The organism is Kribbella ginsengisoli (genome assembly GCF_039537185.1).
Lineage (GTDB): Bacteria > Actinomycetota > Actinomycetes > Propionibacteriales > Kribbellaceae > Kribbella > Kribbella koreensis.
Genome location: NZ_BAABAA010000001.1, coordinates 798,883 through 823,886, shown reverse-complemented (window position 1 = coordinate 823,886; position 25,004 = coordinate 798,883). Strand labels below are relative to the sequence as shown.

General features: G+C 67.9%; 24 protein-coding genes. 11 read left to right on the top strand and 13 right to left on the bottom strand.

Annotation, left to right across the window (positions count from 1 at the left end; genetic code table 11):
* Positions 1–19 precede the first annotated feature (19 nt).
* From ABD768_RS03560 to ABD768_RS03545, 4 genes are all read right to left on the bottom strand, one after another.
* Positions 20–1,126, bottom strand: coding sequence for an amidase family protein (locus tag ABD768_RS03560; RefSeq protein WP_344837274.1), 1,107 nt, complete (start codon positions 1,124–1,126; stop codon positions 20–22).
* Positions 1,127–1,176: 50 nt separating this feature from the next.
* On the bottom strand, positions 1,177–1,788 hold the full coding sequence (def, locus tag ABD768_RS03555) for a peptide deformylase (protein ID WP_343978702.1): 612 nt from the start codon (positions 1,786–1,788) through the stop codon (positions 1,177–1,179).
* 86 nt (positions 1,789–1,874) lie between these two features.
* Positions 1,875–2,684, bottom strand: coding sequence for an LLM class F420-dependent oxidoreductase (locus tag ABD768_RS03550; protein WP_343978706.1), 810 nt, complete (start codon positions 2,682–2,684; stop codon positions 1,875–1,877).
* A gap of 61 nt (positions 2,685–2,745) precedes the next feature.
* Complete coding sequence (locus tag ABD768_RS03545; protein WP_344837271.1) at positions 2,746–3,123, bottom strand: hypothetical protein; 378 nt, start codon at positions 3,121–3,123, stop codon at positions 2,746–2,748.
* Between the two features lie 81 nt (positions 3,124–3,204).
* Here ABD768_RS03545 and ABD768_RS03540 point away from each other — a divergent pair, with 81 nt between their 5' ends.
* Complete coding sequence (locus tag ABD768_RS03540) at positions 3,205–3,708, top strand: DinB family protein (RefSeq protein WP_343978712.1); 504 nt, start codon at positions 3,205–3,207, stop codon at positions 3,706–3,708.
* Between the two features lie 40 nt (positions 3,709–3,748).
* On the opposite strand, the gene ABD768_RS03535 is transcribed toward ABD768_RS03540, so the two are convergent.
* The gene (locus ABD768_RS03535) at positions 3,749–4,147 is read right to left on the bottom strand and encodes a hypothetical protein (protein ID WP_344837268.1); all 399 of its coding nucleotides are present in this window, start codon (positions 4,145–4,147) and stop codon (positions 3,749–3,751) included.
* A gap of 122 nt (positions 4,148–4,269) precedes the next feature.
* Here ABD768_RS03535 and ABD768_RS03530 point away from each other — a divergent pair, with 122 nt between their 5' ends.
* Positions 4,270–5,265 carry an SMP-30/gluconolactonase/LRE family protein gene (locus ABD768_RS03530; protein WP_344837265.1) on the top strand — a complete coding sequence of 332 codons (996 nt, stop codon included), beginning with the start codon at positions 4,270–4,272 and terminating at the stop codon, positions 5,263–5,265.
* Between the two features lie 6 nt (positions 5,266–5,271).
* Here ABD768_RS03530 and ABD768_RS03525 read toward each other — a convergent pair whose 3' ends face one another.
* Positions 5,272–6,057, bottom strand: a complete 786-nt coding sequence (locus ABD768_RS03525; protein ID WP_344837262.1) for a dioxygenase family protein — start codon at positions 6,055–6,057, stop codon at positions 5,272–5,274.
* A gap of 70 nt (positions 6,058–6,127) precedes the next feature.
* The gene (locus tag ABD768_RS03520; RefSeq protein ID WP_344837260.1) at positions 6,128–7,840 is read right to left on the bottom strand and encodes a BCCT family transporter; all 1,713 of its coding nucleotides are present in this window, start codon (positions 7,838–7,840) and stop codon (positions 6,128–6,130) included.
* Positions 7,841–8,005: 165 nt separating this feature from the next.
* Between ABD768_RS03520 and ABD768_RS03515 the strand changes: the two genes are divergently transcribed.
* Positions 8,006–8,860 (top strand): LLM class flavin-dependent oxidoreductase, encoded by an 855-nt coding sequence (locus ABD768_RS03515; protein WP_343978726.1) that lies wholly within the window; start codon positions 8,006–8,008, stop codon positions 8,858–8,860.
* Here ABD768_RS03515 and ABD768_RS03510 read toward each other — a convergent pair.
* On the bottom strand, positions 8,841–9,344 hold the full coding sequence (locus tag ABD768_RS03510; protein WP_344837257.1) for a DUF6328 family protein: 504 nt from the start codon (positions 9,342–9,344) through the stop codon (positions 8,841–8,843). The genes ABD768_RS03515 and ABD768_RS03510 overlap by 20 nt on opposite strands.
* A 92-nt stretch (positions 9,345–9,436) precedes the next feature.
* Positions 9,437–9,640 (bottom strand): cold-shock protein, encoded by a 204-nt coding sequence (locus tag ABD768_RS03505; protein ID WP_012921273.1) that lies wholly within the window; start codon positions 9,638–9,640, stop codon positions 9,437–9,439.
* Positions 9,641–10,088: 448 nt separating this feature from the next.
* Here ABD768_RS03505 and ABD768_RS03500 point away from each other — a divergent pair, with 448 nt between their 5' ends.
* Positions 10,089–10,364, top strand: a complete 276-nt coding sequence (locus ABD768_RS03500; RefSeq protein ID WP_343978732.1) for a protealysin inhibitor emfourin — start codon at positions 10,089–10,091, stop codon at positions 10,362–10,364.
* Positions 10,365–10,388: 24 nt separating this feature from the next.
* Here the strand turns inward: ABD768_RS03500 and ABD768_RS03495 are convergent, their stop codons facing one another.
* Both ABD768_RS03495 and ABD768_RS03490 read right to left on the bottom strand, forming a co-directional pair.
* Complete coding sequence (locus tag ABD768_RS03495; RefSeq protein ID WP_344837254.1) at positions 10,389–11,999, bottom strand: beta-N-acetylhexosaminidase; 1,611 nt, start codon at positions 11,997–11,999, stop codon at positions 10,389–10,391.
* 63 nt (positions 12,000–12,062) lie between these two features.
* Positions 12,063–12,809, bottom strand: coding sequence for a fructosamine kinase family protein (locus ABD768_RS03490; protein WP_344837252.1), 747 nt, complete (start codon positions 12,807–12,809; stop codon positions 12,063–12,065).
* 163 nt (positions 12,810–12,972) lie between these two features.
* Between ABD768_RS03490 and ABD768_RS03485 the strand changes: the two genes are divergently transcribed.
* The 5 genes from ABD768_RS03485 to ABD768_RS03465 all read left to right on the top strand — a co-directional run bounded on the left by ABD768_RS03485 (position 12,973) and on the right by ABD768_RS03465 (position 18,162).
* Complete coding sequence (locus tag ABD768_RS03485; protein WP_343978740.1) at positions 12,973–13,380, top strand: VOC family protein; 408 nt, start codon at positions 12,973–12,975, stop codon at positions 13,378–13,380.
* A 28-nt stretch (positions 13,381–13,408) separates the two neighbouring features.
* Positions 13,409–14,287 (top strand): alpha/beta fold hydrolase, encoded by an 879-nt coding sequence (locus ABD768_RS03480; protein ID WP_344837248.1) that lies wholly within the window; start codon positions 13,409–13,411, stop codon positions 14,285–14,287.
* 31 nt (positions 14,288–14,318) lie between these two features.
* Positions 14,319–14,942, top strand: a complete 624-nt coding sequence (locus tag ABD768_RS03475) for a DJ-1/PfpI family protein (protein WP_344837245.1) — start codon at positions 14,319–14,321, stop codon at positions 14,940–14,942.
* Positions 14,942–15,400 (top strand): MarR family winged helix-turn-helix transcriptional regulator, encoded by a 459-nt coding sequence (locus ABD768_RS03470; protein WP_344837243.1) that lies wholly within the window; start codon positions 14,942–14,944, stop codon positions 15,398–15,400. Before ABD768_RS03475 ends, ABD768_RS03470 begins: the two co-directional genes overlap by 1 nt.
* Positions 15,401–15,510: 110 nt before the next feature.
* Positions 15,511–18,162 (top strand): discoidin domain-containing protein, encoded by a 2,652-nt coding sequence (locus ABD768_RS03465; RefSeq protein WP_344837240.1) that lies wholly within the window; start codon positions 15,511–15,513, stop codon positions 18,160–18,162.
* A gap of 57 nt (positions 18,163–18,219) precedes the next feature.
* Here ABD768_RS03465 and hrpA read toward each other — a convergent pair whose 3' ends face one another.
* Both hrpA and ABD768_RS03455 read right to left on the bottom strand, forming a co-directional pair.
* Complete coding sequence (gene hrpA / locus ABD768_RS03460) at positions 18,220–22,428, bottom strand: ATP-dependent RNA helicase HrpA (RefSeq protein ID WP_344837237.1); 4,209 nt, start codon at positions 22,426–22,428, stop codon at positions 18,220–18,222.
* Positions 22,429–22,492: 64 nt separating this feature from the next.
* Complete coding sequence (locus ABD768_RS03455) at positions 22,493–22,900, bottom strand: universal stress protein (protein ID WP_343978758.1); 408 nt, start codon at positions 22,898–22,900, stop codon at positions 22,493–22,495.
* A gap of 145 nt (positions 22,901–23,045) precedes the next feature.
* Here ABD768_RS03455 and ABD768_RS03450 point away from each other — a divergent pair, with 145 nt between their 5' ends.
* Together ABD768_RS03450 and ABD768_RS03445 are read left to right on the top strand one after the other, a co-directional pair.
* Complete coding sequence (locus ABD768_RS03450) at positions 23,046–23,666, top strand: TetR/AcrR family transcriptional regulator (RefSeq protein ID WP_343978761.1); 621 nt, start codon at positions 23,046–23,048, stop codon at positions 23,664–23,666.
* 123 nt (positions 23,667–23,789) lie between these two features.
* On the top strand, positions 23,790–25,004 hold the full coding sequence (locus tag ABD768_RS03445; RefSeq protein ID WP_343978764.1) for a cytochrome P450: 1,215 nt from the start codon (positions 23,790–23,792) through the stop codon (positions 25,002–25,004).

Genomic DNA, 25,004 nt, shown 5'->3' with positions numbered 1-25,004 from the left:
GCAGTTTATCGGCGAAGCCTCAGCCCGGTGGCGAAATCGGCGTCATCAGCCGCGCCGCGACGGACAACGCCAGGTCGTCCCGCCCCGGTGGAGCAACGACCTGAGCTCCGACGGGCAGCCCGTCGACAAGCCCGACCGGCACGCTCACCGCCGGATGACCGGTGACGTTGAACCCCCAGCAGAGGTCGCCGACGACGATGTTCTGCTCGTGCTGGTCATACCCATGGGCGACGGTCGGAGTCGTGGGGGTGATGAGGACGTCGACCTCGGTGAAGAGGTCCGCGAGGGCTGTGGTGTTGTGAGTTCGCACCCGTACGGCGTCCCGCACGGCAGCCGGTTCGACGGCTAGGCCTGCGTCGAGATCCCGGAGGGTGAGCCAAGCCGAGTCGACGGGAACCCAGTCGAGGCGAGCGTCTCGGACGGCGATCCCCGGTACGTCGAGGCTCCCACGGACCAGCGCATCGACCGAGGGATCGCAAACGAGCGGACTCAGCGCCGATCGATAGGCGACTCGGAAAGGGCCGGCCGCGAGCGCGGGCGTCGGCCAATGCGGCAGTGCCCACGGATCCAGCCGATCGGGCCCGCTCACCAAGCTGGTGGCCAGTGCAACGTCCTCCACCGAAGTCGCCATGAACCCGCCGATGGTCAGTCCACCCAGCGCCCGCCCATCCGCCCGGGGCACTCGACCGGCCGACCCCTTCAACCCCACCACTCCACAAAACGAGGCTGGGATTCGTAGCGAGCCCGCGCTGTCTCCGCCGGTCGCCAGGGGGACGACGCCAGCGGCCACCGCTGCCGCGGCACCTGCGGACGATCCGCCCGGCGAGCGTGAAAGATCCCAAGGGTTCCGCGTGTACTCCGACCCGTTCCACCCGAACGTCTGTGACACCGCATCCGCCCGGGCCCGCGTCGACGTACCAAGCGGGATCGCCCCGGCCGCGATCAGCCGCGTGACGATCGGCGACGCAGCCGGCGTACGGGCCTTGATCAGAACCGGTACGCCGGCCAACGGCAACCCAAGGTCCACCCGCTCGGCCAGCGACAAAGCACCGTCAGCATCGAGCGAGTCGATGAAGTGCAGCACCGGATCCCACCGCGCAACCCCGTCCAGCGCCTCCGCGACCACCTCGACGGCGGTACGCCGCCCAGAACGCAGCGAGGCGACGAGCTCCGCGATCAGGCGTTGAGCCCCTCGTCGCTGTGGTCGTGCTCGTCCTGGTTGAGCATCGGCGATACCGGCCAGTCGTCCGGGTAATCCGCCGCGAACTCCTCGGCCTCGGCGAACAACCGCTTCTTGTACTTCCGCGACAGCCGATCCCCGAACACCATGCCCTGCGTGTGGTCGGTCTCGTGCTGCAGGCACCGCGCCAGCAGACCGTCACCCTCGTAGCTGACGGGCTCACCGTTCTCGTCCACACCGGTCACCCGGGCGAAGTCCGGCCGGGCGCACTTGGTGAAAGCACCGGGCAGCGACAGACATCCTTCGTCGCCCTCGTCGAGCTGCCGGTCCTTGCCCTCGGGCAGCTCGAGCACCGGGTTGCAGACGACGCCCGACTGGTAGACGCCGTTCTTGTCCGGGCAGTTGAAGACGAACACCTGCAGGTCCACGCCCACCTGGTTCGCGGCCAGCCCGACACCCTCGGCGGCGTTCATCGTCGCGACCATGTCTGCGACGAGCGTGTGCAGTTCCTCGCCGAACTCGGTGACCGGCTGGTTCACGTGGTGCATGACGTCCGTGCCCCAGCGGGTCATGGGGCGCACGGAGCCGTCAGTAGGCAGCGTAGACATGCCTGAAATCCTAGCGAATCCGCGCGCCACGCCGACGCGCGCGTCCGTAGTACCAGGCTCCGGTACTACGGACGCGCACCGACGACTCAGGCCTGGTTGACCTCGTCGCGCCACGCGACCCAGTCGCGGAGCAGACCCAGGTCGTACTTGGGCCCGGACGTGCTGACCGTGAACAACCGGGTGCCCACGTCGAGCATCGCCTTGCCGAGCTCCTCGGGCGACTTGTCGCCGACCGCCGTCGAGCGCTCGATCTCGCCCGGGTCGCGGCCGATGGCGGCGCAGTGCGCGTCGAGCACCTCGTGCTTGTGCGCGATCGTCTCGGCGTCGCCGAAGCCGTGCCAGATGGTCGCGTGCTTGGCGACCAGCTTGAGCGTCTTCTTCTCGCCACCGCCGCCGATCAGGACCGGGATGTCCCGGGTCGGCGCCGGGTTGAGCTTGGCCCAGCGCTGCTCGATCCGCGGCAGCGACTCGGCCAGCGCGTCCAGCCGGCCGCCCGCCGTACCGAACTCGTAGCCGTACTCGTCGTAGTCGCGCTCGAACCAGCCCGAGCCGATACCGAGGATCAGCCGGCCGTTGCTGATGTGGTCGACGGTGCGGGCCATGTCGGCGAGCAGGTCGGCGTTGCGGTAGGTGTTGCAGGTGACCAGGCAGCCGATCTCGATCCGCTCGGTCGCCTCGGCCCAGGCGCCGAGCATCGTCCACGCCTCGAAGTGCAGGCCGTCCGGCTCACCGGACAGCGGGTAGAAGTGGTCCCAGTTGAAGGCGATGTCGACGCCGATCTCCTCGGCGGCCGCGACGGTCCGCCGGATGTCGGCGTACTCCGCGTGCTGAGGCTGAACCTGGACGCCGATCCGGACCGGATACTTGCTGTAAGGATGGGGGGCTTCAGTACTCATGCCGGCCAGCCTACGCCGTATCGGAGGATCCTCCGGATGAAGCCCGCCATCTGAGCCGGTGCTACTGCGGCCAGCCGCCGACGGTGTTGCTGGGCTTGGGGGTCGCCACGATCTTGCGGCAGGCCGCCTCGGACTGCTCCTGGAGCCAGGTCGGCGGCAGCTCGCCCTTGGCCATGATCACCCGGGCGTTCTTCTGGATCTTCCGGAGCGCGTCGTACTTGTCCGCGGTCAGCCCCATGTGCTGGTAGTCGCCCTCCTGCCCGGGCGCGCCGCGCAGGTTCTCGGTACCCCAGTAGACGAGCTGGTCGACGCAACTGCTCAGCGGGTCCTTGGTCGGCTTCACCGTGGGAGCCGCTTTGGGCTTCTCGTCCCCACAGGCAGCAGATCCGGCGAGCACGGCGACAGCCAGTACTACGGTCACACCCAGTCGGCGCCTCATCCCGCCAGTCTGGAACATCGTCGAGTCATCCGGCATCAGTCGTCAGGTGGATTGTCCCCGGGAGGCGATAGGTTGCCGGACATGGACCTCAACGGCAGACCTGACCCGCCGACGGAGGCCGGCGAGAAGGAGACCCTCGTCGGCTTCCTCGATTTCCAGCGGGCCACCCTGCGCTGGAAATGCGAGGGCCTCACGCCCGAGCAACTCGGTACGCCGTCCATCGACCCGTCCTCGATGACCCTGCACGGCCTGATCCGCCACCTCACCGAGAACGAGCTCGGCTGGTTCGTCGGCACCTTCACCGACGAGCCCGTCGTCTACCCGTACGCGACCCCCGAACGCCCCGAGGGCGACTGGATCGGCCTTGACCCGAGGCACTACGCCGCCGACCTCTACCGCTACGACCAAGCCGTCGAGCGAGCCAGAGCCGTCATCGCGGACCTCGACCCGGACGCCGTCGGCGAGGACGAAGGCCGCCGCTTCTCCCTGCGCTGGGTCCTGGTCCACATGATCGAGGAATACGCCCGCCACAACGGCCACGCCGACCTCCTCCGAGAACGCCTCGACGGCTCCACCGGCGAATGACCAGTCGGTGTCGGCGTCGGCCGGCACCGCTCATCCTGAATCAGCAGAAGTTGACGCCCGGGAAAGGGTCCTGCGGGGTCCAGACGTCCACTGCCGGGACGTATCCCCAGGCGCCGGCGTCGTCGCCGTAGGTCCGGTACCAGATGCTGTTGCCGCCCCCATGCGCCTGGCCGATCGTGTAGCACTGGAAGTAGCTGAAGCCCGACCGCAACGTGTCGACGATCTCGACCGGGTTGCCGCTCGGGGTGTCGTAGCGCGGGCTCTTGTAGATCGCCGCGTTGACCCGGTTCCCGCAGTACAGGTTGCCGCTGCTCGCGTGGCACGTCGCCGCAACAGCGGTGGAGGTCGTCGGAACGGCTGAGGCCGACATAGCGGCGCCTGCTGACATGACCGCCACAGCGCCGAAGGCTGCCAGCACGCTCGTCTTTCGGAATGCCACAGTTCTCTCCCCTCATCCAGCGCCGGGGTCTCCAGCGCCGCGGCCAGTATGGGCAGCCGGGAGGGGCGCAACGGGGACAGTTAGAGGAGCCTCGAAGGGGTTGACGGGCTAAGGTCTTCGCCATGAGTCCCAAGTCGAGCATCGCCCCGGTTCGGTGGACGCCGCCTGCTGTGCCGCCGGCGAGGGAGCCGCGGCGGATCGAAGTACGGGCAGTGGCGGTGCCGGGGGAAGGTCCTGAAGACGCGTTGATCGATGCCGAGGGCAACGTGTTGACGGGGCTGCTCGACGGGCGGATCCTGCGGGTGAGTCCGGACGGCGCGACGATCGAGGTGCTGGCGGACACCGGCGGGCGGCCGCTCGGGCTGGAGTGGCTGCCGAACGGCAAGGTGCTCGTCTGCGACGCGAATCGTGGGCTGCTGACGCTCGACCAGGACGGCCGGATCGAGACGCTGCTCGCAGAGATCGACGGCCGGCCGATGAAGTTCTGCAACAACGCGGACGTACTGCCCGACGGCACCATCTACTTCACCGACTCGTCGACGCGGTTCGGTGTCGACGAGTGGATGGCCGACCTGCTCGAGCACTCCAGTACGGGCAGCCTCTACCGGCTCACCCCCGACGGTGAGCTGACCCGGCTGGCCACGGACCGCCCGTTCCCCAACGGCGTCGCGCTCAGCGGTGACCGCCAGACGCTGTTCTTCGTCGAGACCGCCAGCTACGGACTCTTCAAGGTCGACCTCACCACCGAGGGCGCCGAGCCCGAGCTGGTCGCGATGATCCCCGGCCTGCCCGACAACATCTCGCGCGGCTCGGACGGCCTGATCTGGGTCGCGATCGGCTCACCCCGCAACGCATTGCTGGACCTGCTGCTCCCCAAACAACCGGTACTCCGCAAAGTGGTCTGGGCCCTGCCCGACGCGCTCAAACCGAAGGCCGCCGACATCATCGAGATCCAGGCCTACGACGATGACGGCAACCTGGTGCACGACCTGCGCGGCAAGCACCCCGACTTCCGGATGCCCACCGGCGTCCGCGAGCGCGACGGGCAGGTGTGGCTAAGCAGCATCGGCACCACCCACCTCGCCACCTTCCCGACTCCTACACGACCGGGCCAATAGCTGCGGTCAGCCGATCTGCCAGGACCGCTTGGACAGCCCGTACCAGAACCCGTCCACCACGGTCTCCGCAGTACCGAGTGAATCCTCGGACGCGCCGAGCGAAACGAACAGCGGCGCGAAATGCTCCGTCCGAGGATGCGCGATCCCAGCAGCCGGCGCCTTGTGCAGAAAGTCGATCAACGAGTCGACGTCCTGCTTCGCCAACGCCCGCTTGGCCCAGTCGTCGAACTCGATCGACCAGCTCGGCGCGACGCCGTCGGGTGCTCCGCTGAGGTTGATCGCGCTCAGGTTGTGGGTGGTGAACCCGCTGCCGACGATCAGCACGCCCTGATCGCGCAACGGCGCCAGCTTGCGGCCGATGTCGAACAGCTGCTTCGGATCGAGCGTCGGCATCGACACCTGCAGGACGGGGATGTCGGCGTCCGGATACATCTCCTTCAACGGCACATAAGCGCCATGGTCGAGCCCGCGATTCGGGTCGTCGTACACGGGAGTGGCGGGGGAGTGCAGGAGCTTCCGCACCTGATTGGCCAGCTCGGGCGCGCCAGGAGCGGCGTACTGCACCTGGTAGTACCGCTCCGGAAAGCCCCAGAAGTCGTAGAGCAGCGGCACGGTCTCGGTCGCCGCCAGCGTGAGCGGCGCGGCCTCCCAGTGCGCCGACACGATCAGGATCGCGGTCGGCTTGGCGAGGCCGGCAGAGACGGCGGCGAGTTCCGCCGTCCACTGCCGGTCGTCCGCCAGCGGGGGAGCGCCGTGGCTGAGGTAGAGCACCGGCTGCTGAGTGTCACTCATCGGAGAGTCCTTCCTGAGGGTCGTACCTCCTCCAATGTAGTTGAACACTCAATCTATTCCCAGGGGGTGGCTACTCCTTCTTGTCCGAGTCGCCGGTGACGACCAGGGAGAAGTCGTCTCCGTGGGTGGAGACGCCCTCGATCACCGCGGCCTCGACCGCCTCGGTGCCGATCGCCTTGCGCAGCATCAGCGGGTCGGTGCGGAGATCCTTCGCGAGGGCGATCGCGAGCCCGACCATCACCAGGGCGAAGGGGAGGGCTGCGACGATCGTGAGGTTCTGCAGGCCCTGGAGTGCCTTCGCGCCGCCGCCTCCGACGAGCAGCATCACCGCCGCGACCGCGCCGGTGAGGACGCCCCAGAAGACGACCACCGACTTGCGTGGTTCGATCGCGCCACGCTGGGACAGCGTGCCCATCACGATCGACGCCGCGTCCGCGCCGGAGACGAAGAAGATCGCCACCAGCACGACGACCAGGATCGTCGTCACCGACGCCAGCGGATAGTGGTCGAGCAGTCCGAAGAGCTGCCCCTCGGTCGTCGACTGGCCGGCGATGTCCACGCCGTGCCGCTGGGTGTCGATCGCTGCGCCACCGAAGATGCAGAACCAGACCAGGCTGACCAGCGACGGAACCAGCAGTACGCCGGTGACGAACTGCCGGATCGTCCGGCCGCGGCTGATCCGCGCGATGAACATCCCGACGAATGGGGTCCACGAGATCCACCAGGCCCAGTAGAAGACCGTCCAGCTGGACAACCAGGTCGCCATCGAGTCGCCGCCGCTGGCCTCGGTACGGGCCGCCATGTCGGCCAGATCGCGCAGGTAGTTGCCGATCGCGGTCGGCACCAGGTTGAGGATCAGCACGGTCGGCCCGACGACGAAGACGAACGCGGCCAGTACGACGGCCAGCACCATGTTGATGTTCGACAGCCATTGGATGCCCTTGGCAACACCCGACACCGCCGACGCCACGAAGGCCGCGGTCAGCACGGCGATCACGCCGACCAGTACCGCGTTCCCGGTCTTGTCGAGCCAGCCGAGGATCCGTACGCCCGATCCGATCTGGAGCGCGCCGAGCCCGAGCGACGCCGCCGAGCCGAACAGCGTCGCGAAGATCGCCAGGCCGTCGATCACCTTGCCGATCGGCCCCTCGGTCCGCTTGCCGAGCAGCGGCGCGAACGCCGAGCTGATCAGCTGCGAACGGCCGCGCCGAAAGGTGCCATAGGCAATCGCCAGCCCGACGACCGCGTAGATCGCCCACGGATGCAGGGTCCAGTGGAACAGTGTCGTCGCCATCGCCGTCTGCAGGGCCGCGTCACTGCCGCCTTCGACCGTGCCCGGCGGCGGCGCCATGAAGTGCGACAACGGCTCGCTCACGCCGTAGAACATCAGCCCGATGCCCATCCCGGCGCTGAACATCATCGCGACCCAGGACACCGTCTTGAACTCGGGCTGCTCGTCGTCGGTGCCGAGCGGGATGTTCCCGTACCGGCCGGCCGCTATCCACAAGACGAAGACGACGAAACCGGAGGCCAGCAACACGAACAGCCAGCCGGTGTTGGTCTCCACCCAGGTCAGCGCTGAGGTGGAGGCCGTACCGAGGCTGGACGCGCTGACGAAACCCCAGGCCACGAAGGCCAAGGCGATCACGGCGGTGACGCCGAACACGATCCGGTCGAGCCCGGAACCGGTACTTCGGCTGCCGGGCGGGGGTGGCGCCGCAAGAGCAGGGTGCTCGCTCGCGTGGTTCTGGTCTGCTTTCCGGCTGTCGATATCGATCGCCACAGCTGAATCACGCCTCGCTTCGGCGCGCCTCCGTTTCCGGTTCGCTAGGGGGACTGCCTTTCGACCATTCCGAAGATTGTGGCGAAACGCAACTATCGTGGCCTCGGCCACACCGGCGGTCCTGCTCAGCAGGCGCCGCGGGAGGCAGGAGTTAGGGTGCGGATCATGCGATTCGGAATCACCATCCTGCCGGAGTACCGCTGGTCCGTGGCCGGGCCGAAATGGCGCCGGGCCGAGGAGCTGGGCTTCGATCACGCCTGGACCTACGACCACCTGACCTGGGGCGGTCTGCAGGACTCGCCCTGGTACGGCACGACCCCGACGCTGACCGCCGCGGCGCTGGCGACCTCGACGATCAAGCTCGGTACCTTCGTCACCTCGCCGAACTTCCGCCACCCGCTGGCGCTGACCCGCGAGCTGCTCGCCCTGGACGACATCTCGAACGGTCGCTTCCTCTGCGGCATCGGCTCGGGCGGCGGGATCGACTCGACCATCCTCGGGGGCGACGAGCTGACCCCGCGGCAGAAGGTGGACCGGCTGGCCGAGTTCGTCGAACTGCTCGACAAGCTGCTGACCACCGACAAGGTCGACTTCGTGGGCGAGTACTTCGAGACGCGCAACGGCCGCACGTTGCCCGGCTGTATCCAGCAACCCCGGATCCCGTTCGTGATGGCCGCGAACGGCCCGCGCTCACTGCGCCTCGCCGCCCAGTACGGCGCCGGCTGGGTGACCACCGGCGGCAAGGCCGACGATTACGAGAGCTGGTTCGGCACGGTCCGCGATCTCAGCCACCGGCTGGACGATGTACTGGAGGGCCGGCCCTTCGACCGTTACCTCTCCCTCGACTCCAAGCGCTACGCCCTGTCCAGCCCGGCCGCCTTCGAAGACGCCACCGCCCGCGCCGCCGCCCTCGGCTTCACCGACGTCATCACCCACTGGCCCCGAGCCGAGGGCATCTACGCCGGTAGCGAGGACGTCCTGGAGCAAATTGCGGCCGAGGTCATTCCTCGCCTGCGCTAGCGCGGCGGACCCAGGCCGGCAGGACGTACCAGAAGGCGAGGAACCAGGCGACGACGACGGCCACGATGATGATGGCTGTCGTCCGGTTGAGGACGACGTCGAGGACGAGTAGCAGGCCGCCGCTGATCGCGACGATCAGGATGACCAGGCCCGTGGTGGTCATCCGGCCGGCGATCGGGATCATCTTGTCGCGGATCCCGCGCCGGAAGACGATCCGGGCGAACGAGACGGGCGCGAGGAAGAGCCCGGTCGCGAGCGCCGAGGCGATCAGGGTGACCGCGTAGACGTCGTGGGTGAACGCGTCGGCGTCCTGGAAGACCGGCGTGAACGCGATGCCGAGCAGGAACGCGAAGAGGATCTGCGTGCCCGTCTGGGCCAGCCGGAGCTCCTGGAGCAGCTCTATCCACTGCCGGTCCAGGCGTTCGCCCGCGTCCTCCTCCAGCCGCTGGTAGCGGGCGGTGCGAGGCTGCGGTTCGTCGGTCATGCGGTAGATGGTGCCGCAGACTGAAGAGAGCCGCACACCGGATGGTGTACGGCTCTCTCGTTACTCAGTTCTTAGAAGGACTGATCCGGGGATCAGATCGGGCGGATGTTCTCCGCCTGCAGGCCCTTCTGGCCCTGGGTGATCTCGAACTCGACGCGCTGGTTCTCGTCCAGCGAGCGGAAGCCCGAGGTCTGGATGGCCGAGTAGTGCGCGAACACGTCCGCGCCACCGTCATCCGGGGTGATGAAGCCGAAGCCCTTGTCAGCGTTGAACCACTTGACAGTACCGACAGCCATTGTTGTCTATCTCCTTGATGGCTTGTAACAAGACGCGATCCACACCTCATGAACCGCGTGTCGCCGAAAGGCCCCAGACGACGAAACCGGCCGTACAGCACAGCAAAAGTCAGTGGGAGTCCAAAACTGCAACGCGATAACTGTAGCCGATCCAGAGGCTCGTGTGGGGGGTGATCGGGAACACGTGTCGCGGAAAGTTGCCGCCCGCCACGGAGCGTGAAACACCTCACCCGGTGCTCCGGCCCCGCCGGAGCCCGGTGTGAAGACAACGAAACCCCCGCCGACCTGCTGATTCACGCCTGACCGGCCACCCCAGAGCGGGTCTTGCGCCAGACAAGGTTGGACAAAGCAGCCTGTACGCCCGGTGATCGGTGCCCATGCGTGTTGGTTACGCCCGGCGTGTCGTACGGCTATGGACATCCGACACCAAGCGAGAAATGGTGGGCGGGTGATCCTCAAAGTGGTACGCAGCGGTGGATTCGCCGGCCTCACGGCGAGCGGTGAGCTGGATACCTCGGCCCAACCGGACAGCGAGCGTCTGGAGCAGGTCGCACGCGGCCTGGACGGGGCACAGCTCGGCTCTGGCCGCCCGCAGCCCGACAGGTACGTCTACCGCCTGCAGGTCCACACGACTGCCGACGCAGAGCCCACAGAGCTCCTGGTGGCCGAGCAGGACCTGGACGCAGACACCGCCTGGCTCCTGGACCGTGTGCTGCAGTCCTAGGGCCAGGCGGTGCGTAGTTGATGACTAGCGCCAGTTGATCTCAGGCGCGCGGTAGAAGTTGACGCTCAGCGCGTCCCACCGTGATGCCTGGCCGCCCAGACGGTCCTTGTACGCCGTCCAGTCGAGCGCCGAAGCCTGCGACCAGCCCAGCTCGGCGATGCCCGGCAGACGCGGGAAGGCCATGTACTCGAGCTTGTCGACGTCATCCAGCGTCTCGGTCCACAGCGGGGCCTCGACACCGGCTACGGCGTTCTCGGGCAGGTTCGGGACCAGCGTGGACGGGTTCCAGTCGTAGGCCGTCTTCACGTCGACCAGACCGGCCCAGTCCTGCCCGTACGGCGTGCTGTCGTCGTACTTCATGTCCAGGTAAGCCCGGTTGGCCGGGGACATGACGACCTTGGCGCCCTGAGCCGCAGCCTTGCGAGCCAGCTCCTGCGAGCCGGCGTCGTCGGTACCCCAGTACTGCGCGATGCTGCCGGCAGGCAGGACCGTGTCGCCGATCTCCTGCCAGCCCATCACCCGCTTGTGCTGCTTGGTGACGGCGGCCGCCGCCTTCGGTACGAACGTCTGGTAGTCCGAGTGCGGCGTCGAGTGGGCCTCGTCGCCACCCAGGTGGATGATGTCGCCCGGCGTCTGCTGTGCCACCTCACGGAACACATCGCCGAGGAAGTCGTAGGTGAGCTGCTTGGCGACGCACAGGGAGCTGAAGCCGACATCGGTGCCCGTGTAGAGCGGCGGAGCGATGCCGTCGCAGTTCAACTGCGCGTAGGACGCCAGTGCCGCGTTGGTGTGACCAGGGGTGTCGATCTCGGGGATGACCTGCAGGTAGTGGTCGGAGGCATACCGGACGATCTCTGCGAAGTCGGCCTTGCTGTACGAACCACCCGGCGTCCCGTTGACCTCCAGGCTGCCGCCGTACGTCGTGAGCCGCGGCCAGGAGTCGACCTGGATCCGCCAGCCCTGGTCGTCCGCGAGGTGCAGGTGGAGCTTGTTGAGCTTGTAGAGCGAGGCGAGGTCGATGTAGCGCTTGACCTCGGCCACTGAGAAGAAGTGCCGCGAAACGTCGAGCATGGCGCCGCGGTACCCGTAGCGGGGGGAGTCGGCGATCGCAGTACCGGCCAGGTTCCAGGGACCTGCTTGGCGGGTCCTGGCGTCGGCCTTGGCGGGCAGTAGCTGCCGGAGGGTGGTGACACCTCGGTACAGGCCCTCAGGGGTCGCAGCGGTGATGCTGACGCCCTTGCGGTCGACGCGGAGCTGGTACCCCTCGGGTCCGAGGCTGGACGGGCCGTTGGTGGAGAGCTTGATGTCGGTGACGCCGGCGACGACCGGTACGACGGGCAGCGGGTAGCCCGTAGTACGCCGGAGCTGGGAGGTGAGCTGCTCAGCGACCTTCTGGGCCGCACGGCGCTCCTTGGAGCTGGTGGCGACACCGACGACGCTCCACGGCTTCAGGGAGTAGTCCTGGCCGGCCAGCGCCTGCTGCGAAGTCGGCTTGGGGATCAGCGCGGGCGCGGGGGCTGCCGCCGGCTGAGCGGTGGCAGGCGTGGTGATGGCGATCAGGGGAGTCGCTAGCAGAGCGGCCGAGACGAGGCCGACCAGCGAGACCCGACGACGAGGGCGGGCGAGTCGTGTCATGACCGGAAGTGTTCGTCTGCTCACAGCCGGAGTCAAGATCTTTCAGCAAACTCCCTCCATTACTCACCCGTACCGCGCTGCGACACCCACCGCCCGTCCGACATACGACCCGCCGAACAACACCACATGCACCAGCAGCGGGTGAAGCTGGTGAAGCCCGACCCGGCCCTCCCAGCCGTCCGCGAGTGGCAACACCTCGTCGTACGCGGCCAGCACCCGGTCCAGGTGGGGCAGGCCGAACAGGCTGAGCATGGCAAGGTCGGTCTCCCGGTGGCCGCCATGCGCCGCCGGGTCGATCAGGTGGGCGCCGTCAACGGTCCAGAGCACGTTGCCCGACCAGAGGTCGCCATGGAGCCTGCTGGGCGGCTCCGGTGCGTCATCCGCGAGCCTGCCGCACACCCGGTCGAACAGCTGCCGGGCGCTGTCGTCGAAGACGCCGGCGTCATAGGCCTCCCGCACATACGGCTCAAGCCGGTACTTCGCGTAGAACGCGGCCCAGGACTCGATCGGCTGCCGCGGGTGGGGGAGCCGGGCGTTGCCGATGTAGCCGTCGTCCGTCCACCCCGCCGGCGGCTGCCCGAAGTACTCGGCCCCCGCGGCATGCGTGATCGCCAGCCGGCGCCCGAACTGCTCCGCTGCCTCCGGTGTCGGGCGAGCGAGGGTCAGGCGTGGCAGGACGATTCGGGTCGGGGAGACGTCCAGTGGCTGGACGGCCGGCACGCCGCCTGGGACGGCGAGCCAGCGCAGGCCGGCCGCTTCGACCTCGAAGAAGCCGGCCGGGGCGTCCTGGCGTTCCTTGACGAATTGCACGAAACGCACTCTTTCAGGCGCGGGAATTCATGACTGCTCAACAAGGCGTGTCGAAAGATGCGAAATGTCGGTCCGACCTGTCATTGTTTGCGGCCGGGCCTTCTTCGAGCAGGAGCGGGCCTGGCCTTAAGAGGACTTTCCTGATCAGGAAGCTGGAGGACAGATGACTCAGGTGGCAGAGCAGCCGGGCACCAGTGCCGGGCGGCTCGGCTCGGTGGTGCTGGACTGCCCGGACCCGCTCGAGCTTGCCCGGTTCTACTCGACGCTCTTCGGTCTGGAGATCGACGAGCACGGCGACGACGACTGGCGGAGCCTGACCGGCCCCGGGTCGACGCTCGGCTTCCGGCGCTCGGAGGACTACGTACCGGCCACCTGGCCGGGCACGGATGCACAGCAACTTCACCTCGACCTGGTCGTCGAGGACCTGGCCAGCGGCCACGCCACGGTCGTCGCCCTCGGCGCCGAACCACTCGACCCGGTCGACGCACCCCCGGCGGAGAACCACCGCGGCTGGCGCATCTACGCCGACCCGGCCGGTCACCCGTTCCGGATCTGCCTGGACAGCGTCTAGCAGACAGCTCGTTGGGTATCGGGGTGAGATGTTCGAAGGATTCGACAACTTCGAGATCAACACCTCCGGTACTACGATCCGCGGCCGCACCGGTGGCACTGGGCCACCGGTGTTGCTGCTGCACGGAATCCCCGAAACACACCTGATGTGGCACCGGGTCGCCCCCGCGCTGGCCGGGCACTTCACCGTCGTGGCGACCGATCTGCGTGGATTCGGCGACAGCGGCAAACCATCGAGCGACGCCGACCACACGCCGTACAGCATGCGGTCGCTGGCGGGGGATCAAGTCGAGGTGATGGCCGCGCTCGGACACGAGTCCTTCGCCGTGGTCGGCCATGACCGTGGGGCGAGGTGTGCCTACCGGATGGCGCTCGATCATCCGCGGGTGGTGGACAAGCTCGCCGTGCTCGATGTCGTGCCCACGGGTGACGCGTTCGACCGGGCCGACAAGCGGTTCAGCCTCGGCTACTGGGTCTGGTCGTTCCTGGCTGCCCCCGCCCCGGTGCCCGAGACGCTGATCGCGGCAGCGCCCGACGTACTGGTGAACCACATGCTCGACGAGTGGTCACAGGCGTCGGCCGCGTTCCCGCCGGAGGTGCGAGCGGAGTACATCGCGAAGTTCCGTGATCCGGAAACAGTGCACGCGATCTGCGAGGAGTACCGGGCGGCGGCGACGCTCGACCACGAGCACGATGCGGCCGACCGACGGCAGGGGAGCCGGATCGGGTGTCCGGTACTGGCGTTGTGGGATCCGAACGGCACGGTCGGCACGTGGTACGAGCCGCTCGAGCTCTGGCGCGAATGGGCTGATGACGTGAGCGGCGGGCCCGTGGATGCCGGGCACTTCATGGCCGAGGAGGCGCCGGAGGAGGTCGCGGACCGGTTACTGGAGTTCCTCAACCATTGACAACATCTTGTCAAAATGACAAGATGTTGTCATGTCTACGAATGAGAAGCTCACCGTGCATCTGGCCGTCTACGACACCCTCGCCGACTGGGAGGTCGGGTTCGTCACTGCCCACATCAACAACGGCCTGTGGCATCAGGTGCCCGGTCGCTTCACGATGCAGACGGTCAGCGCCGGCCTCGAGCCGATCGCCACGATGGGTGGGATGCGAGTGCTGCCCGACTCGGCCATCGCAGACCTCAAGCCGGAGAACAGCGCGATGCTGATCCTGCCGGGCAACGACATCTGGCCGACCGAGGCGTACGCGCCGTACGTCGAGAAGGCGCGCGAGTTCCTCGACGCGGGTGTCCCGGTGGCGGCGATCTGCGGAGCGACGGGTGCTCTCGCGATGGCGGGTCTGCTGGATGATCGCGAGCACACGAGCAACGCGGCTGCCTTCCTGGACGGACTTGGCTACAAGGGCGGCGAGCTCTACAAGGAGGAGGCGGCCGTGACCGATCGCGACCTGATCACCGCGGGAGCCAACGCGCCGGTCGAGTTCGCGCGGGCGATCTTCGCGCGGCTGGAGGTCTACAAGCAGCCGGTGCTCGACTCCTTGTACAAGCTGTACGGCGACCAGGACCCGGCCGGCTTCTACGAGCTGATGTCCGCCTGATGACGAGCCAGCAGCGCCAGCAGGAACTGCTCAGCGCGGCCGCGTTGACGACGTTCAAGCTGAATGGTCAGTTTCTCGAGCTGGCCGAGCACCTCGCTCGGCCGGCCGGGCTGACCGCGACGTACTGGCAGGTGCTCGGGGCCGTGATCGGAGAGCCGCTGACGGTGTCCGCGATCGCCCGCGAGATGGGCATCACCCGCCAGGCCGTCCAGCGGACCGCGGACCTGCTGGCTGAACGCGGGCTGGTCAACTACCAGGACAACCCCGCCCATCGCCGGGCCAAGCTGGTGGCCATCACTCCGGAGGGCCGGGCGGCGAACCAGTCGATCGGCCCGCATCATGCGCACCACGCCAAAGAGTTGTCGGACGTTGCCGGCGCCGATCAGCTGGCCGACGCGGTCGCGGCGCTGAGGAAGTTGTCGGAGGCGCTGGACGCGCTCGATCTGTCCGATCGATAAGTTCCGGAACCAGTCTGGGGGAACGTTCCCTTGACAGTCGTACCCGCACGCCCCAATCTCTGAGAGAGCGCTCTCTCCGCCCCTGTCCGCCTCTCTCGATTGGTGCCTCCATGCACAGTTCCAGACCGGCCGGAGCGCGCTCTCCGGCCCTGCTCCGGCGTTGGCTGATCCTGGTTTCAGCCGCGTTCCTGATCACCACGGCCCTTGTGATCGCTCCGGGCGGCAGAGCTCAGGCTGCCGCCACGCTGCTGTCCCAAGGCAAACCGGTCACCAGCTCCAGTACAGAGAACGGCGGTACGCCGGCAGCGGCGGCCGTCGACGGCAACACCGCCACCCGCTGGTCCAGCGCGGCGTCCGACCCGCAATGGATCCAGGTGGACCTCGGGTCGACCTCGGCCATCAGCCAGGTCGTCCTCAACTGGGAGGCGGCGTACGGGAAGTCCTTCCAGGTCCAGGTGTCCGACAACGCGGGCGGACCGTGGAACTCGATCTACACGACGACCACCGGCACCGGTGGCAACCAGACCCTCAACGTGACCGGCAGCGGCCGGTACGTCCGGATGAACGGCACCCAGCGCGGTACCGGCTATGACTACTCGCTCTGGGAGTTCCAGGTGTACGGCGGTACCGACGGCGGCCCAACCGCTTGCGGCACGGCCAACGCCGCCCAGGGCAAGACCGCTACCGCCTCGAGCGTCGAGAACGGCGGTACTCCGGCCTCGGCCGCCGTCGACGGCAACCCGGGCACCCGCTGGTCCAGCGCGGCATCCGACCCCCAGTGGATCCAGGTTGACCTGGGCTCGACCCAGTCGGTCTGCCAGGTTGGTCTGAGCTGGGAGGCGGCGTACGGGAAGTCCTTCCAGGTCCAGGTGTCCGACAACGCGGGTGGTCCCTGGAACTCGATCTACACGACGACCACCGGCACCGGTGGCAACCAGACCCTCGACGTGACCGGCAGCGGCCGGTACCTGCGGGTCAACGGCACTCAGCGCGGTACCGGCTACGGCTACTCGCTCTGGGAGCTCGTCGTCCACACCACCGATGGAGGCACCGGCCCGGTGATCCCGCCGACCGACCCGACCAACCCCGACTTCGGCCCGAACGTCGACGTCTTCACCCCGTCGACCCCGCAGGCGCAGCTGCAGGCGCGGCTCGACCAGGTGGCGGCGCAGCAGCACACCAACCAGTTCGGCGATCAGCGCAACGCGCTGCTGTTCAAGCCGGGCACCTACACCGCGGACGTCAACCTCGGCTTCAACACCCAGGTGGCCGGTCTCGGCCTCTCGCCGGACGACGTCAACCTCAACGGCCACGTCCGGGTCGAGGCCGACTGGCTGCAGCAGGGCGACAACCCGAACAACAAGCAGAACGCCACCCAGAACTTCTGGCGCTCCGCGGAGAACCTGGCCGTCACCCCGCCGGCCGGTCAGATCGAGCGCTGGGCGGTCGCGCAGGCGGCGCCGTACCGGCGGATGCACCTGAAGGGCGCGCCGGAGATCCAGCTCTGGAGCGGTGGCGACGGCTGGGCCAGCGGTGGCCTGTTCGCCGACACCAAGATCGACAACCGGGTCGTCTCCGGCTCGCAGCAGCAGTGGGTGTCGCGGAACTCGGAGTTCGGCAGCTGGGCCGGCTCGGTCTGGAACATGGTGTTCGTCGGTACCACCGGCGCACCGCCGCAGAACTTCCCGAACCCGTCCCACACGGTCGTCGGCACCACGCCGGTGATCCGCGAAAAGCCCTTCCTGTACGTCGACAACGCCGGCAGCTACAGCGTCTTCGTACCGGCGCTGCGGCAGAACTCGTCCGGCACCAGCTGGTCGCACGGCCCGGCCGCGGGCTCGTCGATCTCGCTGAGCCAGTTCCTGGTCGCCAAGCCGTCGACTCCGATCGCGACCATCAACGCGGCCCTCGACCAGGGCAAGCACCTGCTGTTCACGCCCGGCATCTACCACCTGACCGACACCATCCGGGTGACCAAGCCGAACACCGTCGTCCTCGGCATCGGGATGGCGACCCTCACGCCCGACAACGGCAAGGCCGCGATCACCGTCGCGGACGTCGACGGCGTCAAGCTCGGCGGCCTGCTGATCGACGCCGGACCGGTGAACTCGCCGGTCCTGGTCGAGATCGGCCCGGCCGGCTCCAACGCCGACCACTCGGCGAACCCGACCTCCTTGCACGACGTGTTCGTCCGCATCGGCGGGGGCGCGCACCTCGGCAAGGCGACGGTCAGCCTGCAGGTCAACAGCAACAACGTGATCGGTGACCACATGTGGCTGTGGCGTGCCGACCACGGCGATCAGGTCGGCTGGAACGTCAACACGGCGGCCAACGGACTGGTTGTCAACGGCGCCAACGTGACGATGTACGGGCTGTTCGTCGAGCACTACCAGCAGTACGAGGTGCTCTGGAACGGGAACGGTGGCAAGACGTACTTCTTCCAGAACGAGTTCCCGTACGACCCGCCGGACCAGGCGTCGTGGACCAGCGGTGGCGGGACCCGGGGCTGGGCGGCGTACAAGGTCGCCAACAACGTGACCAGCCATGAGGCCTGGGGAGTCGGCAGCTACTCCTTCTTCCAGGTCAACCCGGCGCTCGTCGTCGATCGTTCCTTCGAAGTACCCGACACTCCAGGCGTGAAGTTCCACGACCTGGTCTCGGTCTCGCTCGGCGGCGTCGGCACGATCGCCAACGTCATCAACAACACCGGCGGGACCGCTAATGCGGCGACCCAGCAACGATATGTGGTGAGCTACCCGTAGCAACACGTTGCGTCCGGAGAGCGCTGGCGGGCTCTCCGGACGCGACGCACCAACTGCTCAGGCGGTGGTCAGCGCCTTGCGGATTCGCTTGTCGGAGACCGGGTACGGCGTACCGAGGGTCTGGGCGAAGAGGCTGATCCGGAGTTCTTCGAGCATCCAGCGGACCTCGAGGAGTTCCGGGCTCGGGTACTTGCCGGTCGGGATCGCCCTGAGCCGTTTCTGGTACTCGTCGGTGAGGGTCTGTACTACGGCCATCCCGGACCGGTCGCGCATCGCGTTGGCGCCGATCTTGTCGAGCCGCTGCTCGATCCCGCGCAGGTAGCGGGCCAGGTCGGGCAGTCGTCTGGCGCCGGCCTCGGTGATGAAGCCGCGATGGATCAGGCCTTCGAGCTGACCTCGTACGTCGGACAGCGCCGCCAGCAGGGCCGGTGACGACGAGCGGGAGATCTGCTTGTCGACCGTCCGGGCGTGGCCGAGCACCTGCTCGACCTGCTGCAGGATCGTCAGCACGGTGTCGGCCAGATCCGAGCGGACCGCGTCGCGGAGGAACGAGAACGCCGTCAGATTCCAGACCGGACCACCGGCCGCCGCCATCAGCTGATCGACGGCCGCCGAGATCGCGTCGTCGAGCAGCTCGCCGACGTTGCGGTGCGGACCGGCCATCAGCGTCATCTTCTGCTGGTTGGTCAGGTTCCGCTGGACCACGTCGATCACCGACGGCATCGTGAGCAGCAGCAACCGGCGGGTGCCGTTCCACATCGCGGCAGCCTGGTCGCGCTCGGTCTCCTGCAACCGGATGGCGACGCTCTTGCCTTCGTCAACCAGTGCGGGATAGCCGGCCACGGTCAGCCCGTTGCGGTGCTCGGAGAAGCTGCGCGGCAGATCGCCGAAGGTCCAGTCGGTCAGCCCCGACTTCTCCAGCCCGCTGACGGCCTTGGACGCGACCTGCGAGATCGCCGCCTTGGTCTTCGGCTTCAGCCGTTCCTTCAGCGCCGCGAGATCCTTGCCCTCGGCCACTGTCTTGCCGTTGTCGTCGACCACCCGGAACGTCATCCGCAGGTGCTCCGGCACCCGCGACCAGTCCCAGTCCTCGGTGTCGATCTGTACGTCGCGCAGCGACCGCAGTTCGCGCGCCATCGCGTCGACCAGTGGGCCTGACGCGGGGTCGAGCATGGGAAGGATCTGGCGGGCGTGATCCGGCGCCGGCACGATGTTGCGCCGGATTGCCTTGGGCAACGACTTGATCAGGGTGGTGACGAGTTCCTCGCGGAAGCCCGGCACACTCCATTCGAAGCCGTCGGCGGTGACCTGGTTGAGCACGAGGAGCGGGATGTGCACCGTGACGCCGTCGGCGTCCGTACCGGGCTCGAAGGCGTAGGTGAGGTCGAAGGTCATCCCGTTCTGCGTCCAGGTGAGCGGGAACTCCTCCTCCTTGACCTCTGCCCCTTCGCGCACCACCAGCGACCGCTCGAAGTCGAGCAGGTCGTGATCGCGCTGCCGCGCCGTCTTCCACCAGGTGTCGAAGTGCCGCCCGGTGACGACGTCCGCGCCGATTCGCTCGTCGTAGAAGGCGAACAGCGTCTCGTCGTCGACCAGCAGGTCGCGCCGCCGGGTGCGCTCCTCCAGCTCCTCGACTTCCTCGATCAGCTTGCGGTTCTCGTGGAAGAACTTGTGGTGGGTGTCCCAGTCGCCCTCGACCAGCGCATGCCGGATGAACAGCTCCCGCGACACCTCCCGGTCGACCGCGCCGTAGTTGATCTTGCGGTGGGCAACGATCGGTACGCCGTACAGGGTGACCTTCTCGTACGCCATCACCGCGCCGGCTTTGCGTTCCCAGTGCGGTTCGGAGTACGAGCGTTTGACCAGGTGCTGGGCGAGGTCCTCGGCCCACTCGGGCTCGATCTTCGCGTTCACCCGGGCCCAGAGCCGAGACGTCTCGACCAGCTCGGCGGCCATCACGAACTGCGGTGGCTTCTTGAACAGGCCAGAGCCCGGGAAGATCGCGAACTTGGCGCCGCGGGCACCGATGTACTGGTGCTGGCTGGCCGGATCCTTGAGGCCGAGGTGGGAGAGCAGGCCGGACATCAACGAGATGTGCACGGCCTGGGGGTCGGCGGCCTCGCCGGAGTTGAGGGTGACGCCGATCTGCGCGGCGACCTGACGGAGCTGGGCGAAGATGTCCTGCCACTCACGGACCCGCAGATAGTTGAGGTACTCGCTGCGGCACATCCGGCGGAACTGGTTGCCGGACAGGTCCTTCTGCTGCTTCTTGAGGTAGTTCCAGAGGTTCAGGAAGCCGAGGAAGTCGGACGTGGGGTCGCGGAAGCGGGCGTGGGACTGGGTCGCCTGTGCTTCGGCGTCGGTCGGACGCTCGCGCGGGTCCTGGATCGAGAGCGCGGAGGCGATGACCATCACCTCGCGGACGCAGCCGTGCTTGTCGGCCTCGACGATCATCCGGGCCAGCCGCGGGTCGAGCGGGATCTGCGCCAGTTGCCGGCCGACCGGGGTCAGCCTGCGGGTGCGGTCGGACGCCTTGGCCGAGTCGATCGCACCCAGCTCGGTGAGGAGCTGCAGGCCGTCGGTGATGCTGCGGCGGTCGGGCTCGTCGATGAAGGGGAAGGCGGCGATGTCGCCGAGGCCGATCGAGGTCATCTGGAGGATGACGGAGGCGAGGTTGGTGCGGAGGATCTCGGGGTCGGTGAATTCGGGACGAGCCTCGAAGTGCTCCTCGGAGTACAGGCGGATGCAGATACCGTCGCTGGTCCGGCCGCAGCGGCCCTTGCGCTGGTTGGCGCTGGCCTGCGAGACGGGCTCGATCGGGAGGTGCTGCACCTTCGTACGGTGCGAGTAGCGGCTGATCCGGGCGGTACCGGGGTCGATCACGTACTTGATGCCGGGGACGGTCAGCGACGTCTCGGCGACGTTGGTGGCGAGTACGATCCGGCGGCTCGAGCCGTGCGACGAGAAGACGCGATGCTGCTCGGCGTTGGAGAGGCGGGCGTAGAGGGGGAGGACCTCGACTCCACCGCCGGGCCGGCCGCGCTGAGCGGCGTACTTTTCGTTCAGAGCGTCGGCGGTGTCACGGATCTCGCGCTCGCCGCTGAGGAAGACGAGGATGTCGCCGGAGGCCTCGTGTTCGAGCTCGTCGACGGCGTCCAGGATCGCCTGGGTCTGGTCCCGGTCGATCGTGGTGGGGTCGTCGGGGTCGTTGATCGGGCGGTACCGGGTCTCGACCGGGTAGGTGCGGCCGGAGACCTCGACGATCGGCGCGGGCTGGCCGTTGGCGTCGGCGAAGTGCTCGGCGAAGCGTTCGGGGTCGATCGTGGCCGAGGTGATGATGACCTTGAGGTCGGGGCGGCGGGGGAGGAGCTGGCGGAGGTACCCGAGGATGAAGTCGATGTTCAGGCTGCGCTCGTGCGCCTCGTCGATGATGAGCGTGTCGTACCGGCTCAGGTCGCGGTCGCGTTGCAGCTCGGCGAGCAGGATGCCGTCGGTCATCAGCTTGACCAGGGAGCGGTCACTGACCTTGTCGGTGAACCGGACGGCGTACCCGATGGTGTCGCCGAGCTCGGTGTCGAGCTCCTCGGCGATCCGCTCGGCGACCGTGCGGGCGGCCAGCCGGCGGGGTTGGGTGTGCCCGATCATCCCGCGGATGCCACGGCCGAGCTCGAGACAGATCTTCGGGATCTGGGTCGTCTTGCCCGACCCGGTCTCACCCGCGATCACCACCACCTGGTGGTCCTTGATGGCCGTCGCGATCTCGTCCTTGAGCTGACTGACCGGCAGCTCTTCGGGATAACCGATCTCCGGTACTGCGAGCCGCCGCTGCTCGACGCGTTGCTCAGCCTGCTCGATCCGGGCCGTGATGTCGGAGAGCGCGTTCTCCCGCTTGCCCTCCTCCCGCACCCCCCGCAACCGCTCGAGCCGCCGCCCCAGCTGCTCGCGATCGGAAACGCTCAGCCCCTCGAGCCGCCCCGCCAACTCCGCAATCCCGCTGCTCGCCCCACCACCGCCGGCCGCCCCACCACCGCTGGCCGCCCCACGACCGGTCGGCCCACCGGTCGCGCCAGCACCGGTCGCGCCACCACCGGTCGCGCTATCTACGGTCGCGTCGCCGCCCGGGCGTGCGCTTCCCGTAGTACCGGCTGCGTCGGCAGCACCCGATGGCTTCTTACGCCGACGGCGGGGACGGGGACGTCGACCGGGTTCCTGGACGGGACCGGTAGCTGGGGTAGGACTCTGCGATTCGGTCCGGGCATCAGGCATGTCACCAACCAGTTTAGGCGCCCGGACCTAGCTGCTCACGTGGTTTACCCCGGAGACCGCTTTCTCAGTCGTCGCGGGAGGTGGGGACCTTGACTGCCAGGACGGGGACGGGGGATTCGAGGAGGACTCGTTGGGCGGTGCTGCCGAGGATGAGTTTGCCGACGGGGCTGCGGCGGCGGAGGCCCAGGACGATGAGGGTGACGTCGTTCTGCTCGGCGGCGCGGATGAGCTCGTGGGCGACGTCGCCGGTGCCGACCGCTTGCTGGATCGTCACCTCGACGCCGCGCTCCCGCAGGCGGGCCTCGGCCGCGTCCAGCTCGGCCTGGTTCGCGTAGCGGGAGTCGACGTAGGCGTCGCCGCGGCTCGTGTTGAGCAGCAGGACGGCGGCTCCGCGCAGCTCGGCTTCGGCGGCGGCGGCCTCGAGCGCGGCCTCGCCTTCGGGCGTCGGTACGTAGCCCACCAGAATCTTCACGAGGCCCACTCTCTCATCACCACTGGTTGCTCCCGACATCAGTCGTCCTCGCCGAAGAGCGTTCCGCAACCTGTACCGGCGCCCCACCGCGTACATTGCCTTCAGGTTCACCGAATCAGGACCATCACTGAGGGACAATGACCAGATGCCGGACGACGAGACCATCACCGAACAGCGGGTGCGCAACCGCTGGGGCGAGGGCGACCGGCTCCGGATCGAGATCCTCGAAGGCGCCGGCCGGCTGCTGTCCGAGCTGGGTGGCGAGGACGGCCTGACCATCCGCGGAGTTGCGCGGGCCGTCGGGATCGCACCGGCCAGCATCTATCAGCACTTCGCCGATCGGGCCGCGCTGATCGACGGTCTGGTGGACTACGAGTTCGACCTGTTGATCAAGGCGATGGCCGCGGCCGACGAGAGTCTCGACCCCGCGGACGTGATGGGCCGGGTCCGCGCCCAGGTGCACGCCCACCGGGACTTCGCCGACGAGAAGCCGGGGCACTACCGGCTGCTGTTCGGCAAGGCTGCGCGCAGTGCGGTCAGTGGTGAGCGCCCGGTCAGCGTCCCGCTGACCAAGGTTTTCACCAGCTTCATCACGGCCTTCGACCGCTGCGCCGAGGCCGGTCACCCGCTCCGGGTCCCGAGCAGCCGGGCGGCGTCGCTGGTCTTCGTCAGCGTCTACGGCCGGGCGGCGCTGCTGGACGGCGTACAGCTCAATCACCCGGCCGAGGACTTCCTCGACGACCTGGTCTCGCTCATCTTCGTCTGACCCGCTCAACAGCTACCGCTCACGAATTGTGATCTGACTCTCACTGTCTGGTGTCGTCGTGCTGAGTTACCTAACGTTTGTTCAGTAAGAAAACAATCGTTCGGTAACTCTGGGGAGTCGACGATGACCGAGATCGTGGAAGACGTACCGACCTATCCGATGGCGCGCGGCAAGTGCCCGTTCGATCCGCCGCCGGAGCTGGATCGGCTGCAGGCTGAGGAACCGCTGTCTCGGGTGAAGCTGTGGGACGGCAGTACGCCGTGGATGGTGACCCGGTACGACCACAGCCGGCAGGTGCTGGCCGATCCGCGGATCAGCTCCGACCCGCGCAACGACGGGTTCCCGTTCAGCACCGAGGCGCAGGCGGTGAACCGGGGTCAGTTCAACGCGTTCATCGTCCGCGACGACCCCGAGCACGCCGCCAAGCGCCGGCTGGTGACGGCGGACTTCATGATCAAGCGGGTGGAGGCGATGCGGCCGCGGATCCAGGCGATCACCGACGGCCTGATCGACGACATCCTGGCCGGGCCGAAGCCGGTCGACCTGGTCGAGACGCTGGCTTTGCCGCTGCCGTCGCTGGTGATCTGCGAGTTGCTCGGCGTCCCGTACGAGGATCGCGGGCTCTTCCACCGGCTCGGCAAGACGCTGCTCCGGCGGGAGAACACCGCTGCCGAATCGAAGGCGGCGAGCGACGAACTGCGGGCGTACCTCCGGGATCTGGTGAACCGGAAGAACGAGGGGCCTGCCGACGATCTCTTGAGCCGGCTGATCGTCGAGCAGATGCGACCGGGTGACATGAGCGTCGAGGACATCGTCGACATGGGCCTGCTGCTCCTGATTGCCGGGCACGAGACGACCGCGAACATGATCGCCCTCGGTACGGTCGCGCTGCTCGAGAACCCCGACCAGCTCACCGACCTCCGCGACACCGACGACCCGAAGCTGGTCGCCAACGCGGTCGAGGAGTTGCTGCGCTACCTGACCATCGTCCACAACGGCCGCCGGCGCGTGGCGCTGGAGGACCTCGAGGTCGGCGGCCAGTTGATCCGCAAGGGTGAAGGCGTCATCGTCGCGACCGAGATCGCGAACCGCGACGAGGAGGCCTTCCCCGATCCCGGCAAGCTCGACATCCACCGCTCGGCCCGGCATCACGTCGCCTTCGGGTACGGGATACATCAATGCCTTGGGCAACCACTTGCGCGGGTCGAGCTGCAGGTCGTCTACAGCACGCTCTACAAGCGGATTCCGACGCTGGCACTGGCCGTTCCGGTCGACGAGTTGCCGTTCAAGCACGACATGGCCATCTACGGCGTCCACGCGCTTCCGGTCACCTGGTGA

Bases quoted from the DNA above. Each gene is read 5' to 3' on its own strand.
- ABD768_RS03530 (WP_344837265.1), top strand. From the start codon at position 4,270: ATGAGTCCCAAGTCGAGCATCGCCCCGGTTCGGTGGACGCCGCCTGCT.
- ABD768_RS03445 (WP_343978764.1), top strand. From the start codon at position 23,790: ATGACCGAGATCGTGGAAGACGTACCGACCTATCCGATGGCGCGCGGC.
- ABD768_RS03510 (WP_344837257.1), bottom strand. From the start codon at position 9,344: ATGACCGACGAACCGCAGCCTCGCACCGCCCGCTACCAGCGGCTGGAG.
- ABD768_RS03480 (WP_344837248.1), top strand. From the start codon at position 13,409: ATGTTCGAAGGATTCGACAACTTCGAGATCAACACCTCCGGTACTACG.
- ABD768_RS03550 (WP_343978706.1), bottom strand. From the start codon at position 2,684: ATGAGTACTGAAGCCCCCCATCCTTACAGCAAGTATCCGGTCCGGATC.
- ABD768_RS03505 (WP_012921273.1), bottom strand. From the start codon at position 9,640: ATGGCTGTCGGTACTGTCAAGTGGTTCAACGCTGACAAGGGCTTCGGC.
- ABD768_RS03540 (WP_343978712.1), top strand. From the start codon at position 3,205: ATGGACCTCAACGGCAGACCTGACCCGCCGACGGAGGCCGGCGAGAAG.
- ABD768_RS03495 (WP_344837254.1), bottom strand. From the start codon at position 11,999: ATGACACGACTCGCCCGCCCTCGTCGTCGGGTCTCGCTGGTCGGCCTC.
- ABD768_RS03545 (WP_344837271.1), bottom strand. From the start codon at position 3,123: ATGAGGCGCCGACTGGGTGTGACCGTAGTACTGGCTGTCGCCGTGCTC.
- ABD768_RS03470 (WP_344837243.1), top strand. From the start codon at position 14,942: ATGACGAGCCAGCAGCGCCAGCAGGAACTGCTCAGCGCGGCCGCGTTG.
- hrpA (WP_344837237.1), bottom strand. From the start codon at position 22,428: ATGCCTGATGCCCGGACCGAATCGCAGAGTCCTACCCCAGCTACCGGT.
- ABD768_RS03525 (WP_344837262.1), bottom strand. From the start codon at position 6,057: ATGAGTGACACTCAGCAGCCGGTGCTCTACCTCAGCCACGGCGCTCCC.
- ABD768_RS03485 (WP_343978740.1), top strand. From the start codon at position 12,973: ATGACTCAGGTGGCAGAGCAGCCGGGCACCAGTGCCGGGCGGCTCGGC.
- ABD768_RS03515 (WP_343978726.1), top strand. From the start codon at position 8,006: ATGCGATTCGGAATCACCATCCTGCCGGAGTACCGCTGGTCCGTGGCC.
- ABD768_RS03465 (WP_344837240.1), top strand. From the start codon at position 15,511: ATGCACAGTTCCAGACCGGCCGGAGCGCGCTCTCCGGCCCTGCTCCGG.
- ABD768_RS03475 (WP_344837245.1), top strand. From the start codon at position 14,319: ATGTCTACGAATGAGAAGCTCACCGTGCATCTGGCCGTCTACGACACC.
- ABD768_RS03450 (WP_343978761.1), top strand. From the start codon at position 23,046: ATGCCGGACGACGAGACCATCACCGAACAGCGGGTGCGCAACCGCTGG.
- def (WP_343978702.1), bottom strand. From the start codon at position 1,788: ATGTCTACGCTGCCTACTGACGGCTCCGTGCGCCCCATGACCCGCTGG.